Source organism: Pseudomonas sp. 57B-090624 (assembly GCF_003234055.1).
Classification (GTDB): Bacteria; Pseudomonadota; Gammaproteobacteria; order Pseudomonadales; family Pseudomonadaceae; genus Metapseudomonas; species Metapseudomonas tohonis.
Window position 1 is genome coordinate 1 of sequence record NZ_QKRU01000003.1, and the last position, 13,961, is coordinate 13,961.

Below are 13,961 nucleotides of genomic sequence, written 5' to 3' on the forward strand. Positions count from 1 at the left end.
TGCGCTTTGCCAGCAGCCGTGCCGTCACCGCCTTTGCCGGACTCAATCCGCGGCTGCAGGAATCCGGGAGTTACCGAGGGCAGACGCGCATCTCCAAGACGGGCTCATCGCGCCTGCGGGCCGGCCTGTTCATGCCCGCGATCAGTGCCCTGACGTACAACGAGGCGATCAGAGCCATGGGCGAACGGTTAAGGGCGAAGGGCAAGACTGGCAAGCAGATCGTCTGCGCAGCGATGCGCAAGCTGCTGAACATCGCCTATGGCGTCTTGAAATCGGGCCAGCCATTTGACGCAAAACTGGCCCTTGCTCACTAGGAATCAAGACGGTATCTACGCTCCGGTCAGCTCACTGGCGGGGGGGCGTAGGGTGGACCACGCTTCACCGGTCCACCATTCGGAGTCATGCCGAACCACCGTCCGCATGGGTTTCGCTCCGCTCTACGCCATCCTACGGGCCTCGTTCATCTCCCGGGCCTCGATGCCACTGACTTGCCGCTTGAAGCTTGCCGCTTGCCACTGCGGCCCCGCCGCTACATGTACCACCGATATTCCCGCGCACTGACTTCGTTAATGAAGTCGAGGTACTCCTGGCGCTTGTTCTCGCAATAGACCATCACGAATTCGCTGCCCAGGCCCTGGTTGACCACGGGGTGGTCGCGCATGGCGGCGACGGCGGCGGGCATGTCGGTGGGGAAGTCGATGCCGCTGGAGCGGTCTTCGTTGAGCGGGGGGATGGGCTCTTTCGCGGCGTCGAGGCCGTGTTCCATGCCGGTGAGGATGGCCGCCAGCACCAGGTAGGGGTTGGCGTCGGCGCCGGCCAGGCGGTGTTCGATGCGCAGGTTGCGGCCGTCGGATTCGGGGATGCGGATGCACGCATCGCGATCTTCGAAGCCCCAGCTGGCGCGGCTGGCGGCGTTGACCATGGCGCCGTAGCGGCGGAAGGCGTTGTGGTTGGCGGCGAAGATCGGCATGCAGTGCGGCAGCAGCTCCAGGCAGCCGGCCACGGCGTGGCGCAGGGGGCGCTGGCCGTCGGCGTCGAGCAGGTTGGCGCCGGCCTCGTCGTAGAGGCTGACGTGCACGTGCATGCCGCTGCCCGGCGCGTCCAGGTAGGGCTTGCTCATGAAGCTGGCGCGGTGGCCGTGCTTGAGCGCCACGCCCCGGGTGCTGCGGCAGAACAGGGCGGCCCAGTCGGCGGCCTGCAGGCCGTCGTCGCAGTGGCCGAAGTTGATCTCGAACTGCCCCGGGCCCAGCTCGGCGGTGATGACGTTGGCCGCCACGCCCTGCTGGTTGGCCGCTTCGACCATCTCGTGGAGCACGGTGGAGAAACGCGACAGGCGCTCGATGTGCATGTTCGGCTGGTCGTCCTCGTCGTCGCACAGGGCGTCGCGGGGGAACTGCGGCAGGCCGTCCTTGAGCGTGCGGTCGAACAGGTAGAACTCCAGCTCGAAGGCCACCACAGGGCGGATGCCGCGCCGCGCCAGGCGTTGCAGCACGCGGGCCAACACCTCACGCGGCTCGAACTCGATGGGCGCCGAGGTGCCGTCGGAGGTGATCAGCATCTGCCCCAGCGGCTGGCGCTCCCAGCACACCGGCTTGAGGGTGCCCGGCACCAGGCGCCGTGGCGCATCCGGGTCGCCGTCGGCGAAGCAGTAGTCACCGATGGGGTACAGCCCGCCCTGGGTGCCCAGCAGCACGCAGTTCTGCGGCAGCTTCAGCGGGCCGCCGGCGGCGACCTTCTCCAGCATCTCCACCGGGTAGCGCTTGCCGTAGAAGTGCCCGGGGATGTCCAGGCAGATCAGGTCCACGTAGCGGATCTCCGGGTACCGGGCACGGAAGGCACGCACTTCGGCGAGCAGGTCGGGATGCGGGTTTGTTGTTGTCATCGCTGTGGTCCTGCAAGAAAAGATAAGAGTCGGTTTAGGGCTGAGCGAGCTAGAGCGAGGCAAGGCGAAAGCGATCGAAGAAGCGGAGTCTACGAGCGGTAAATGAGCATTCTGAGATCGCTTTCAACGCCGCATCGCCGACGCGCAGCCGGCCATAAGCCGGCTCTAGGTGAATACCCATAGGACTCGGGTGGGCCTATCGGAAAGGTTGGCGTAGCGGAACTGCGCGTGCGCCGGCAGCTGGAAGCTGTCGTTGGGGTGCAGCACCACCGGTTCCTCGGCGTCGTCGAGCCAGATGCTGAGCTCGCCTTCGAGCACGAAGCCGCCCTGCTCGGAGCTGTCGTCCAGGTGGCCTTCGCCGCTGGTGGCCCCGGGTTCGAGGTGGCTTTCGAGCATGGAGAAGCCGGCCGACATGTTCGGCGAGGCCAGCACGTCGGTGATGCCGCCGGCGTAGTAGAGCGTGCGGCGCTCGCCGGGGCGGGTCACCCAGCGCACCTCGCGGGGCTTGCTCAGGCTGTAGAAGTAGGTGGTGGGCACGCCCAGGGCCTCGCTGATGGCGGTGAGGTCGGCCACCGTGGGGCGCGACAGGCCGCGCTCCACCTGGGAGAGGAAGCCCACCGAGCGGTCGATGCGCGCGGCCAGTTCGCCCAGGGTCAGGTTCTTGTGCTTGCGCAGGTCGCGGATGAGGATCGCGAGGCCTTCGATCTCGTCTTGCATGTCCATGTCGAATCTCCTTCGGTGCCGGCGTCAGGCCAGGTCGCGCAAGCGATACCAGGCTTTGCCGGCGGCTTCCAGCGGTGCGGCCAGCAGCGAGCCGCCGGGGAAGCGCGGGTTGTCCAGGCCCTGGTAGAGCGCCAGCAGCTGCTCGTCGCCGAGGATGGCGTCGGCCACCGCGCGGGCGCCGGCCAGGGTCGGCAGGATGCCGTGGCCGGAGAAGCCCTGCAGCCAGTAGCGCTGGCCCTGGCGGCCGATGTCGGGGGTGCGCTTCATGGTCACGTCGATATGGCCGCCCCAGCCGTAGTCGATCTGCACGCCCTTGAGCTGCGGGAACACGCGCTCCAGGTAGGGCCGGGTGGCCGCCGGCACGTCCTTGGGCAGGCCGCCCAGGTAGGTGCAGCCGCCACCGAACAGCAGGCGGTGGTCGGGGGTGAGGCGGAAGTAGTCGGGCACGAACTGGTTGTCGATCACGCAGCTGTTCTTCGGCAGCAGCGAGCGCGCCAGCTCCGGGTCCAGCGGCGCGGTGGCCACCTGGTAGGAGCCCACCGGCAGCAGGCGCGAGGACAGCTGGCGGTCGAGGCCGTCGACGTAGGCGTTGCAGGCCAGCACCAGCACGTCGCCACGCACCTCGCCCTCGGGCGTGCGCGCCACGTAGCCGGCCGGCGTCTCGCGGTATTCCAGCACCTGGCTCTGCTCGAAGATGCGCCCGCCGGCCGCCTCGATGGCACTGGCCAGGCCCTGGGCCAGCTTCAGCGGGTTGAGGTGGGCGGCCTCAGGGTCATAGAGCGCCGCCTTATAGCGCGGGCTGTCGATCCACTCCGGCAGCTCGTCGCGCTCGATCAGGCGCATGGCGTCGTAGCCCCACTTCTGCTCGGCGTCACGCTGGGCCTCGCGCAGCAGTTCGACGCGGCGCTCCAGCACCGCCGTCCACAGGCTGCCGACGCGGTAGTCGACATCGAAACCGTGGCGCTGCGGCAGCTCGCGCATCTCGCCTGCGGCCCAGCGCATGCTGTCCCACAGGCGGCGGGTGCGCTCCTGCCCCAGGGCCTTTTCCAGCGGCGGCATATCGCAGGACCAGCCCAGCAACGCCTGCCCGCCATTGCGCCCGGAGGCCGCCCAGGCCACGCGGCTGGCCTCCAGCAGCACCACGCGCTTGCCGGCCAGGGCCAGGCGCAGCGCGGTGTGCAGGCCGCTGAAGCCGGCGCCGATGATCAGCACCTCGCAGTCCAGGCTGCCTTGCAGGCGCGGGCGCAGGGGGATGGAGCCGGGGTAGCTGGCGGCGTACCAGGTGCCGACATGCTGGGCGGATTGCTTGAACATGCGAGGCCTCATGAAATTTGAATTGATAAATTTCATGAAAATCTAGCATCTGATTTTCACAAAGCCAAGCGACGAAATGCCGACGATCGCGACCGGCTCACAGGATGGCGTTGCACCCCTGGCAAAAGCTGTTGTCGGATACGCCGTCTGACTACCGTATGAAGCACGCCGCAAAACCTGGCGGCGGCAGGAGTGAATGGATGAAAGCGACAACCCTGGCGGCGCTCTGCGCCCTGGCCTTGCTGGCCGGTTGCAGCCATGACCAGCCCAAGCCCGAAGCACCGCCGCAGCGCCTGCCCAACCAGGTGCAGGACCAGCCCACGCCCCTGGAGCTGCTGCGCACCAACGCCGAGCGCGGCGACCTGGAAGCCCAGTTCCAGCTCGGCAGCCACTTCTTCGTGAGCAAGCCGGCGGACCTCAAGCAGGCCGAATTCTGGTGGAAGCGCGCCGCCGACCAGGGCCACGCCATGGCGGCGGTGAGCCTCGCCTACCTCTACACCGGGCGCAACGACCCGGCCTACGCCAACCAGCAGGCGATGCTGAAGTACCTCAACCAGTCCGCCGCCGCCGGCAACCCGATGGCCCAGCACGTGCTCGGCAGCCTCTACCTCAAGGGCGAACAGGGTGTGCCGCGCGACCCGGACCAGGCCCGGCGCCTCTACCAGGCCGCCTGCGGCCAGCGTTACGAGGCCAGCTGCGCAGCCCTCAAGAGCCTGCCCTGAACCCCGCGATCAAGGACGAATCATGCGCATCCCGTTCTGCCTGATGCTGCTGGCCCTGCCCGCAGCCGCCATGGCCGACGAAGGCGCCGGCTCCTGGCTGCTCAGCAGCAGCGCGGCCACCACCTTCGCCCCCGCCACCACCCGCAACCTCAGCCGGGAGGGGCGCGAGCCGGGCGCCTATGCGCTGGCCCGCGACGACGCGGCGGCCTTCGTCGCCAGCGACGGGCGCATCCGCGGCGCGCAGCTGGAACGGGCGCTGCAGGCGCTGCACCAACAGCCCGCGACGGCGGGCGCCGACGACATGAGCCTCGCCCGCGCCCTCGCCGCCTCGGCCTACCGCTGAGGCGAACGCGCCAGCGGCAGCTCCGCGTAGGCGGCGCGCTGGCGCTGCACCCAGGTCGCGTACACCACCAGCATCAGCAGCACGCCGCCCAGCACCAGGGACGAGCCGACGGTGCCGAAGTCCAGCCCGCCCTTCTCGTGGCTCTTGGTCAGCACGTCGCCCAGGGTCGCGCCGAAGGGCCGGGTGAGCACGAATGCCAGCCAGAACAGCAGCACGGTGGAGAGGCGCGTCAGGTAGTGGGCAGCGACCACGATGGCCAGCGCACCGCCGATCAGCAAGGCGCCACCGGCGAAGCCGAGCCCGGAATCATCGGCGAGGTAGTCGCCCAGCGCCGTACCCAGGGTGTTGGAGAAGAGGATCGCGCCCCAGTAGAACAGCTCGCCGCGCCGCGAACGGATGCGGTCCACCGACAGCGACCCCTCGGTGACCCGCCACAGCGCGAAGATGCACAGCAGGATGCCGATCAGGATCGCCGAGCCGGTGGCGTAGCCCAGGCCCAGGGTGCGGTCCATGAAGTCGGACATGGTGGTGCCGGCGGTGCTGGTGGAAAGGATCACCGCCCAGTACACCAGCGGGTTGTAGCGCTTGCTCGCCAGCTGCGTGAGCAGGGTGGCGAAGAAGGCGCTGATGAGGATCAGCGAGCTGATCGCATAGCCGACGTCCAGCGTCATCGACAGCAGGTCCCCGGCCGTCTCGCCGAGCGTGGTGGCGCAGATCTTCATGATCCAGAAGGCCAGGGTGATCTGGGGCAACTTGTTCATCGCGACTCCCGGGGTCCGCCCGAAGAGAAGGCGCGCCACAAGTGGCCGCCGACGCGAGGCACGGACCCGGTCTGCCCCAGCGCGAGGCAAGGGTGCGGGCCCGGGGGTGAAAATGCGGTGAAGGAAGCATGAAAGGAATGTCGGGGGTGTCCTTTCCAGTGGTTCCCCGCGTTCGCGGGGATGACGGTATGCGCACGACCTCCCCGCCCCCTCGTCACCTTCGCGAACGCGGGGGCCCTCTGAACGGGGCCCGCAGGAACTGCCTCGATGCTTTTGAGTGGCTCCCCGCGTTCGCGGGGATGACGGTATGCGCACGACCTCCCCGCCCCCTCGTCACCCTCGCGAACGCGGGGGCCCACTAGACGGGGCCCGCAGGAACTGCCTCGTCGCTTTCGAGTGGTTCCCCGCGTTCGCGGGGATGACGGTGTATGTACAACCTCCCCGCCCCCTCGTCACCCTCGCGAACGCGGGGCCCTCTGAACGGGGCCCGCAGGAACTACCTCGATGCTTTTGAGTGGCTCCCCGCGTTCGCGGGGATGACGGTGTATGCACAACCTCCCCGCCCCCTCGTCACCCTCGCGAACGCGGGGGCCCACTAGACGGGGCCCACAGAAACTACCTCGATGCTTTCCAGTGGTTCCCCGCGTTCGCGGGGATGACGGTGTGCGCACAACCTCCCCACTCCCTCGTCACCCTCGCGAACGCGGGGGCCCACTGAACGGGACCCGCAGCCCGTGCCTCAGTCCGCCACGGTCACGCGGTTGCGGCCCTCGCCCTTGGAGCGGTAGAGCGCCTCGTCCGCGCGCTTGTAGAGGCTGGCGCGGGTGTCGCCCGGCTCGCTCAGGGCCACGCCGATGCTCACCGTCAGCACGCCGGAAACCTGCGAGCCCTCATGGGGGATGCCCAGGGCCTCGACACGCTGGCGTACGCGTTCGGCGGTCCGGGTGGCGAAGTCCGGCACCAGGTCGCAGAACACCAGGGCGAACTCCTCGCCCCCCAGGCGGGCGGCGATGTCCAGGGAGCGCCGGGGCAGCGCGCCCAGGGTCTCCGCCACCGCCTGCAGGGCGGCATCGCCCATGGGGTGGCCATAGCGGTCGTTGTAGGACTTGAAGTAGTCCACATCCACCAGCATCAGCCCCAGGCAATGGCGCTCGCGCTGGCTTTCGAGCAGGGCGCGCTCGAGCAGGATCTCGAACATGCGCCGGTTGAACAGCCCGGTGAGGCTGTCGCTGTCGGCCAGCTCCTTGAGCGCCGCGCGGGTGAGGAACTGGCGGCGCGTGGCCGACTCCTGGAAGTAGCGCGACATGCCGGCGAAGAACATGGCGACCAGCGGGTAGATGGACAGCGCGACGAAGTCGTCGAGATACCCCGCCGGCAGAAAGGCCGGGATCGCCACCAGCATGGTGATGAAGGTGACCAGCGCGCAGACCACCGAGCCCCAGTAGCTGTAGCCGACGGGGAAGAAGATGGCGATCAGCACCAGGATCATGCCGTCGAGGTTGAAGGGCATCCCGACCTGCTCCAGCACCTGCATGTAGAGGATGTTGCTGACCAGCGTCGTGGTGCCGATGAAGAACACGGTGCAGGGCACCCAGAAGGCGCCGGCCGAGCGATCGTTGCCGTAGAGCACCATGGTCGCCGAGAGCATGATCCCGGCCAGGGCGATCAGGCGCATGCCGAAGATCGCCGGGGTCAGCGTCGCATCGTAGTGGCGCAGGGCGTAGAAGATGTCGAAGCCGAGGAAGAACAGCAGCGCCAGCAGCAGCGTGCACAGGGCGCCGATTCGCGTGGTGCGAAAGGCCCGGTAGTTGGAGAGGCGGTATTCCGCCTCCAGTTCGGGCTCGAAACGCAGCCAGCCGAAGCCTTTGTTGAGCTGCCGCGTGTAGCGGCTCTCGGCGTAGTGGCTGAGCAACAGCTGGACCTTATCCATCCCTGACCTCACCTCCCGCACCCTCGGGTAAACAGCTTTCAGGGGATCGCCCATGAAAGCCGACATGCCAAAAGTATGGCATGGCGCCACCAGCGCCAACCGTCCCCACATCAATCCTTGTGCGACCTTGGCCGGCGGCTGCGGTTGCGAAAAAGAGGAGGAAGCGGGCGGCGTCAGGAGGCGCCAGGCGCGAGCGGGGCAACCGCGAAGGGGCGGCAACCACCTTCGCGGCAGGAAGCGGGCCGGCGCGAGGCCCGTGGGTGCGCCGAGGCGAGGGGCCGGGGGACCGCTCGCCGGTGGATCAACTGCCGATCACGCCGCCGTCGTTCTTGGTGATGAGCACGGTGGTGGAACGCGGGCGGCTCTTGCCGTCGCTGGCGGGGTAGCTGATGCCGGGGTGCTGGATGTTGACCCACATGCTGCGGCCGTCCGGGGTGAAGGTGATGCCGGTGAGTTCGCAGCCACGCGGGCCGACCAGGAAGCGGCGCACCTCACGGGTCCTGGGGTCGGCACAGAGCAGCTGGTTGCAGCCGATGCGGGCCATGGCCGGTTCGATGTCGTCGAAGTCGGTCTCGATCCACAGGCGGCCGGCGGGGTCGAAGGCCAGGCCGTCCGGCGAGGAGAAGGCGTCGCCGTTGATGGTGCCGATGAGGTTGGCCGGCACCGGCTGGCCCTTGTCGTCCTTCGCCCCCTGGGGCTCGCCGGCGAGGAGGAAGATCTCCCATTCGAAGGTGGTGGCGGTGGGGTCGCCGCCCGCCTCGTTCCAGCGCAGGATCTGCCCGTGCAGGTTGTGCGGGCGCGGGTTGGCGGCGTTCACCGGCTTCTTGGTGCCGCGCTCGTCGTTGTTGGTGAGGGTGACGTAGACCTCGCGGGTCTCCGGGTGCGCGGCCACCCACTCGGGGCGGTCCATGGGCGTGGCGCCGAGAACGTCGCCGGCGGCACGGGCGTTGAGCAGCACCTCGGCCTGGCTGGGGAAGCCGTTCTCGGCGGTGAGGCCGTTCTGCCCGTGCACCAGGGCCAGCCACTGGCCCTTGCCGTCGTCGTCGAAGCGGGCGACGTAGAGGGTGCCCTCGTCCAGCAGGTCGCGGGCGGCCCTGGGGTTGGCGGCATCGAAGCGGCCGCTGGGCACGAACTTGTAGATGTACTCGCCCTTGGTGTCGTCGCCGTAGTAGTAGGCCATGCGCCCGTCCTTGCCGAGGGACAGGGTGGAGCACTCGCGGCAGAAGCGGCCGACGGCGGTGCGCTTCTTCGGCGTGCTGGTGGGGTCGAAGGGGTCGATCTCCACCACCCAGCCGAAGCGGTGCGGCTCCTGCACGTGGCCGTCGTGGGGCTGGTCGCGGTAGGGCGTGGCGTCGAAGCGGGGGTCGGCGGTCTCCCAGCCGTAGTTCTTGCTCAGCCCTTCCTTGGCGATGCCGTAGCGCTTGTGCGACACGCGCTGGGCATGGTCGGCCGCGTCGCGGTTGATGAAGTAGTTGTGCCAGTTCTCCTCGCAGGCGAGGTAGGTGCCCCAGGGGGTGACGCCCATGGAGCAGTTGTTGAGGGTGCCGATCACCTCCCGCCCGCTGGGGTCGGAGGCGGTCTTCATCAGCGGGTGGCCGGCCAGCGGGCCGCTGAGCTGCAGGGGCGTGAGGGTGGAGATGCGGCGGTTGTAGCGCGAGCCGGCGACCCGCTGCCAGTGGCCGCTGCCGTCCTTCTTCACCTCGATGACGCTGACGCCGTGGGCGGCCTGCTCCTTCTTCACGTCCTCCACCTTGCGCTTGCCGTCGACGTAGACGATGCCGGCGGCATGCAGGGTGGGGTTGATGTACTCGTGGTTGATCACCAGCAGGCCGTGGTCGTCGGGCGCCTCCGGGAAGGGGAAGAAATGCATGCCGTCGTGGTTGTCGCCGGCCTGCTTGAGCTGGTCTTCCCAGGTTTCGCTGGCGTCGCCCTTGAAGGCCGGGGCATCGGCGAGCACGGCATCGCCCCAGGAGAAGAACGGCCGGGCGCTGTAGCCCTCGGCGACGATGACCTGGTCGAATTTCGCATCGAACTGCTGGGGCACGCCCTTGAAGCCCAGCAGGGTGTCGTCGGCCACCGCGCGGCAGGCGCTGATGCCGCCGCCGAAGAAGCCCAGGGCGGCCATGGCCAGGCCGCCCTTGAGGACGTTACGGCGGCCGGCGTCCACCATCTGGTCCAGGCTGCGGTTGCCGCTGGGGTTGATGGCCACGTCGTCATGGGCGGCGAGTGCGGCGTGGAAGGCGTCGAAATCCTGGGTCATCACGTCTCTCTTCTGGTTATGCGCCGGCGCTGCGCGCTCAGCGTTCGATGCGGTAGTGGAAGGTGTTGCGCACGCCGGGCACGGCCACGGGCTGGCCGTTTTCGAGGCGCGGCTGGTAGCGGAAAGTCTGCGCTGCGGCCAGTGACGGGCGGATGAACAACGGGTGACAGTCGCCTACCACCTGCGGGTCCTCGACGCGGCCTTGCGGGTTGACCCGGTACTCCACCGTGCAGTCGCCCTGGATGCCCTTGTCGAGGGCGCGCTGGGGGTAGTCCGGCGCCTCCTTGGCGATGGGCAGGTACTGGCGGCTGTTGGCGGCGGCTTCGGCCTGGCGGGCGCGCTCGGCGGCCAGGCGCTGCTGTTCCGCCTGGCGGGCCAGCTCTTGCTGGCGCTGTTGCTCGGCAGCCGCGGCGACGCGCTCGGCCTCCAGGCGCTGCTGCTCGCGGCGCTGGGTTTCCCGCTGCACCTGCTCCTGGCGCTTCTGTTCTTCCACGCGCTTGCGGGCCAGGGCGGCCTGCTCCAGCTTGCGCTGCTCGATTCGCGGGTCCACCTGCGGCGGCACCGGCTCGACGGGCGTCGGCAGCGGTTCCACCGGGGCGGCTTCCGCGACAGCCGGCTGCACCGGCGCGGGAACCGGTTCGGGGGCTGGCGCAGGCAGGCTGATCAGTTGGGTGGTAAGCACCCGCTGGGCCGGTTCGGCGGGGCGCTCGGGGGCCCAGCCGGCTATCAGCAGCGCCAGCACGCCCAGGTGCAGGGCCAGGGCGCAGCCGGCGGCGAAGGCGTTGCGCCAGGTACGGGCGCTGGGCAGCGACAGACGGGAGAGAGGCGCATCGCTCATGACCATCACGCTCATTGCGGCGCCTCGGTGATCAACCCGAGGTTGGCCACCCCGCCCTGCTGCAGCGCGGCCATGGCGGCCACCACCTTGCCGTAGCCGGCGTCCTGGTCGGCGCGGATGTACACCTGGGTGTCGCCGCGCTCGGCGATCAGCGCGCCCACCTTGGCAGTCATCTCCTCCAGGGCCACGGCGCTGTCGGTCCGGTTCTCGGTGTCCAGCTCGGTGCCGAGGTTCCAGTAGTAGCCGCCGTCGGCCTGCACCGAGAGGGTGAGGATGCGCTGCTGGCTGTCACGGGGCAGCGCCTCGCTGGCCACCTTGGGCAGTTCGATCTTCACGCCCTGGGTGAGCATCGGTGCGGTGACCATGAAGATCACCAGCAGCACCAGCATCACGTCGATGTAAGGCACCACGTTCATTTCGGCCTTGGGGCCGTGCTTGCGCTGGGGGCGGACGAGCATGCTGCACCTCAGGCCGCGGCGGCGACGGGGTTGGTGCCGACCAGGCGGCGTTGCAGGCGGCCCTGCAGCTCGTTGCCGAAGGCGTAGTAGCGCGCCACCAGGCCCTGGGCGCGGGCCGAGAAGCGGTTGTAGGCGATCACCGCAGGGATGGCGGCGAACAGGCCGATGGCGGTGGCGATCAGCGCTTCGGCGATGCCCGGGGCGACGGTGGAGAGGGTCGCCTGCTGCACCTGGGACAGGCCGATGAAGGAGTTCATGATCCCCCACACGGTGCCGAACAGGCCGATGTAGGGGCTGACCGAGCCGACGGTGGCGAGGAAGGTGAGGCCCTTCTCCAGGCGCTCTTCCTCCTCGGCGATGGCGACATAAAGGCTGCGCTCGACACCGTCCACCACCCTCTCCGGGGCGATGCCCGGCTCGCGGCGCAGCTGGGCGAATTCCTGGTAGCCGACGTGGAAGATGCGCTCCAGGGCGGCGTCCTCGTCCGGCTCGCCGTCCTTGAGCTGCAGCTGGCCGAGTTCGGCGGTGCCACGGAAGCGCGCCTGGAAGGCCTTGGCCTGGCGCTCGATTCGCGCCAGCAGGGCGCCGCGCTGGACGATCAGGTACCAGCTGAACAGGGAGGCGAGCAGCAGGATCGCCATCACCCCTTTCACCAGCAGGCTGGCGTCGCTGATCAGGCCCCAGACGGTCATCTGTTCCAGTGTTGCGTGCATGGTTGGTTCCTCGTGTTGCCGGGCCCCGCAGGGCCCTATTCGATTACGCGGCGATGACGGGTTGATGACAGGTCAGTGCAGGCCCAGGGTCCGGGCCACCTCGGCCCAGGGCACGAACTTGAAGTTCTGCGTCTGCTCGGGCATGCGCTTGCGGCCGTCCTGCACCACCAGCATTCCCTGGTTCCAGGGGCCGCCGAGGTTGGCCGAGGTGACGTCCAGGCCGTCGGTCTCCGAGGCGCCGTCGATGCCGGCGGCGGCGTTGAGGCCGACGCGGAAGGCACCGCGCAGGGCGAAGGGCGGCTCGGCGTCGAGCACCACGTAGCTGTCGTTGCCCTGGCTGGAGATCACCAGGTAGTCGCGGGCCTCGCTCTGGTACAGGCCCAGGCCCTCGACGTCGGCGTGCAGCGTCTCGCCCACCTTCATCACCGAGGCGAGGTCGGCGGGGGCGTCGGCGCGGGCGTCCAGGGCCCAGACGCCGACGTCCTCCTCGCCGATGAACAGGCGCTGGCGCTGGTCGTCGGCGACGCAACCCTCGGGCTGGCTCTCGACGCGGAACTCGCGCACCAGCTGCCCGCTCGCCTCGCCGCTGGTGCCGTCCAGGCGGTACTGCAGGAAGCGCCCGTCCTTGCCGTTGGCGAAGGCGTAGAGCTCGCCGGAGGCCGGCTGGAACAGGCAGATGCCGTAGATCTCCTTGAGCGGGGTGCGCACCTCGCCGGCCGGCTTAACCTCGCCGGTGGCGCGGTCGATGGCGAACAGGCTGAGGCTGTTGGTGTCGCGGTTGCTGGCCACCGCCAGGTCGACCCGCTGGCCGCCCAGGGCGAAGCCGGGGCGCACGTCGACGTTGTTCAGGCGGCCCACCGGCAGCTCCTGCAGCAGCTGGCCGTCGAGACCGTAGACCAGCAGGCCCTGCTTCTTGTTGGTGCCGAGCACGCGGCTGGCGGCCGCATCGTTGGGGTTGACCCAGATGGCCGGGTCGTCCGCCGCGTCGCCCTGGCGGCCCACCGGCTCGCTCTGGCGCAGGGCGGCGACGCTGGGCAGCACCGGCGGCAGGGCCACGGGCTGCGCCTGCCAGTCCAGCCGGCCCTGGTAGAGGCGCCCGCTGGCGTCGTCCTGCAGCAGCAGGTCGGTGCCCTGGGCGCTGGCGGCCACGGCGATGCGCTCGGGCTCGTCCAGGCCCGGCAGCGCCAGGCTGGCCACGGCCTGCCAGGCCTCGCCCTGCTGCTGGTAGAGGTGCAGGCGGGCGGCGGAGGGGTCCAGCGCCAGCAGGCCGCCGGGGACCACGGCCATGGCGCCGGCGCTTTTCGCCAGGCCGCCGAAGGGGGCGACCAGGTCCACCGGCACGCGGGCGCTGTCGGCTTCCGGGTGGGCCGGGTAGGCCCAGAGGCCGACGTTCTCTTCGTTGACGAACAGGCGGTTGGCGGCGTCGTCCACCTGGCAGTACTCGGCGGCCGGCGGCAGGGCCAGGCCGCGCACGTGGCGGGCTTCGGCATTCAGGCGCGGGCCTGCGCCCACCAGCCACTGCTCGCCATGGCCGTCTTCGCCCACCAGGAACAGGTAGAGGTTGCGGGCGTCGTCGCGGTACAGGCAGAGCCCGGCCACGGCGTAGTCGCGGGCCGGCAGTTGCAGCGGGGCGCCCCAGCGATGGGTGTCGGTATCCAGGCTCACCAGGGTGGCCTGCTGGGTGGCGTTGTCGAGGCTGGCGGCGATCAGGCCCTTGGGGCCGGCGCTGCGCAGGTCGAGGCTGGAGAAGGAGCCGGGCAGGCGCGCCAGCTCCTGGCCTTCGCCGTCCAGCAGGAGCAGGCCGTTGCGCTCGCTGGCGGCCAGGCGCAGGGCGGAGCCGGGCAGCGGGCGCAGGTCGTCGGCCCTGACCTTGGCCGAGGCGCCCCAGGGGCTGAGGGCCAGTTGCGGGGCCTGGGCTTCGGCGGCCGGCTGCGGCTGGCAGGCGGCCAGGCCGAGCAGGGCGGCGAGCAGCAGGGGGTTGCGGGTGCGGGTGTGGGTCATCGGGCGGTTCCAGGCG

General features: G+C 69.6%; 13 protein-coding genes. 3 read left to right on the plus strand and 10 right to left on the minus strand.

The genetic code is table 11. The annotated features are described in order from the left end of the window. Positions 1-314: transposase (locus DMX10_RS01980; protein WP_146602978.1), on the plus strand; the 314-nt coding region annotated here is incomplete at its 5' end. Between the two features lie 215 nt (positions 315-529). Here the strand turns inward: DMX10_RS01980 and DMX10_RS01985 are convergent. The 3 genes from DMX10_RS01985 to DMX10_RS01995 form a co-directional block, all read right to left on the minus strand. Beyond that, positions 530-1,882 (minus strand): glutamine synthetase family protein, encoded by a 1,353-nt coding sequence (locus tag DMX10_RS01985; protein WP_111259530.1) that lies wholly within the window; start codon positions 1,880-1,882, stop codon positions 530-532. Positions 1,883-2,047: 165 nt separating this feature from the next. Then, complete coding sequence (locus DMX10_RS01990) at positions 2,048-2,605, minus strand: helix-turn-helix domain-containing protein (protein ID WP_043244086.1); 558 nt, start codon at positions 2,603-2,605, stop codon at positions 2,048-2,050. Between the two features lie 24 nt (positions 2,606-2,629). After that, positions 2,630-3,919 (minus strand): FAD-binding oxidoreductase, encoded by a 1,290-nt coding sequence (locus tag DMX10_RS01995; protein ID WP_111259531.1) that lies wholly within the window; start codon positions 3,917-3,919, stop codon positions 2,630-2,632. A 200-nt stretch (positions 3,920-4,119) separates the two neighbouring features. Here DMX10_RS01995 and DMX10_RS02000 point away from each other — a divergent pair, with 200 nt between their 5' ends. Then, positions 4,120-4,641: a tetratricopeptide repeat protein gene (locus DMX10_RS02000; RefSeq protein WP_111259532.1), complete on the plus strand. Its 522-nt coding sequence runs from the start codon at positions 4,120-4,122 to the stop codon at positions 4,639-4,641. 22 nt (positions 4,642-4,663) lie between these two features. After that, the gene (locus DMX10_RS02005) at positions 4,664-4,984 is read left to right on the plus strand and encodes a DUF2388 domain-containing protein (RefSeq protein WP_111259533.1); all 321 of its coding nucleotides are present in this window, start codon (positions 4,664-4,666) and stop codon (positions 4,982-4,984) included. Here the strand turns inward: DMX10_RS02005 and DMX10_RS02010 are convergent. The 7 genes from DMX10_RS02010 to DMX10_RS02040 form a co-directional block, all read right to left on the minus strand. Then, entirely contained in the window at positions 4,975-5,745 is a 771-nt protein-coding gene (locus tag DMX10_RS02010) for a hypothetical protein (RefSeq protein WP_111259534.1), read from the minus strand. The genes DMX10_RS02005 and DMX10_RS02010 overlap by 10 nt on opposite strands. A gap of 739 nt (positions 5,746-6,484) precedes the next feature. Continuing rightward, complete coding sequence (locus tag DMX10_RS02015; protein WP_158545561.1) at positions 6,485-7,675, minus strand: diguanylate cyclase; 1,191 nt, start codon at positions 7,673-7,675, stop codon at positions 6,485-6,487. A gap of 301 nt (positions 7,676-7,976) precedes the next feature. Beyond that, positions 7,977-9,935: a PhoX family phosphatase gene (locus DMX10_RS02020; protein WP_111259536.1), complete on the minus strand. Its 1,959-nt coding sequence runs from the start codon at positions 9,933-9,935 to the stop codon at positions 7,977-7,979. A 37-nt stretch (positions 9,936-9,972) separates the two neighbouring features. Then, a complete protein-coding gene (locus tag DMX10_RS02025) occupies positions 9,973-10,788 on the minus strand; it encodes an energy transducer TonB (protein WP_111259537.1) in 816 nt (271 codons plus the stop codon). Next, a complete protein-coding gene (tolR, locus tag DMX10_RS02030) occupies positions 10,785-11,231 on the minus strand; it encodes a protein TolR (protein WP_044412031.1) in 447 nt (148 codons plus the stop codon). Before tolR ends, DMX10_RS02025 begins: the two co-directional genes overlap by 4 nt. A gap of 8 nt (positions 11,232-11,239) precedes the next feature. Then, the gene (gene tolQ, locus DMX10_RS02035) at positions 11,240-11,944 is read right to left on the minus strand and encodes a protein TolQ (RefSeq protein WP_111259538.1); all 705 of its coding nucleotides are present in this window, start codon (positions 11,942-11,944) and stop codon (positions 11,240-11,242) included. Positions 11,945-12,016: 72 nt separating this feature from the next. Next, a complete protein-coding gene (locus DMX10_RS02040; RefSeq protein WP_111259539.1) occupies positions 12,017-13,945 on the minus strand; it encodes a phytase in 1,929 nt (642 codons plus the stop codon). Between the last annotated feature and the right edge of the window lie 16 nt (positions 13,946-13,961).

Coding starts and splice junctions, on each gene's coding strand:
- DMX10_RS02015 (WP_158545561.1), bottom strand. CDS start 7,675: ATGGATAAGGTCCAGCTGTTGCTCAGCCACTACGCCGAGAGCCGCTAC.
- tolR (WP_044412031.1), bottom strand. CDS start 11,231: ATGCTCGTCCGCCCCCAGCGCAAGCACGGCCCCAAGGCCGAAATGAAC.
- DMX10_RS01985 (WP_111259530.1), bottom strand. CDS start 1,882: ATGACAACAACAAACCCGCATCCCGACCTGCTCGCCGAAGTGCGTGCC.
- DMX10_RS02040 (WP_111259539.1), bottom strand. CDS start 13,945: ATGACCCACACCCGCACCCGCAACCCCCTGCTGCTCGCCGCCCTGCTC.
- DMX10_RS02005 (WP_111259533.1), top strand. CDS start 4,664: ATGCGCATCCCGTTCTGCCTGATGCTGCTGGCCCTGCCCGCAGCCGCC.
- DMX10_RS02000 (WP_111259532.1), top strand. CDS start 4,120: ATGAAAGCGACAACCCTGGCGGCGCTCTGCGCCCTGGCCTTGCTGGCC.
- DMX10_RS01995 (WP_111259531.1), bottom strand. CDS start 3,919: ATGTTCAAGCAATCCGCCCAGCATGTCGGCACCTGGTACGCCGCCAGC.
- tolQ (WP_111259538.1), bottom strand. CDS start 11,944: ATGCACGCAACACTGGAACAGATGACCGTCTGGGGCCTGATCAGCGAC.
- DMX10_RS02025 (WP_111259537.1), bottom strand. CDS start 10,788: ATGAGCGTGATGGTCATGAGCGATGCGCCTCTCTCCCGTCTGTCGCTG.
- DMX10_RS01990 (WP_043244086.1), bottom strand. CDS start 2,605: ATGGACATGCAAGACGAGATCGAAGGCCTCGCGATCCTCATCCGCGAC.
- DMX10_RS02020 (WP_111259536.1), bottom strand. CDS start 9,935: ATGACCCAGGATTTCGACGCCTTCCACGCCGCACTCGCCGCCCATGAC.
- DMX10_RS02010 (WP_111259534.1), bottom strand. CDS start 5,745: ATGAACAAGTTGCCCCAGATCACCCTGGCCTTCTGGATCATGAAGATC.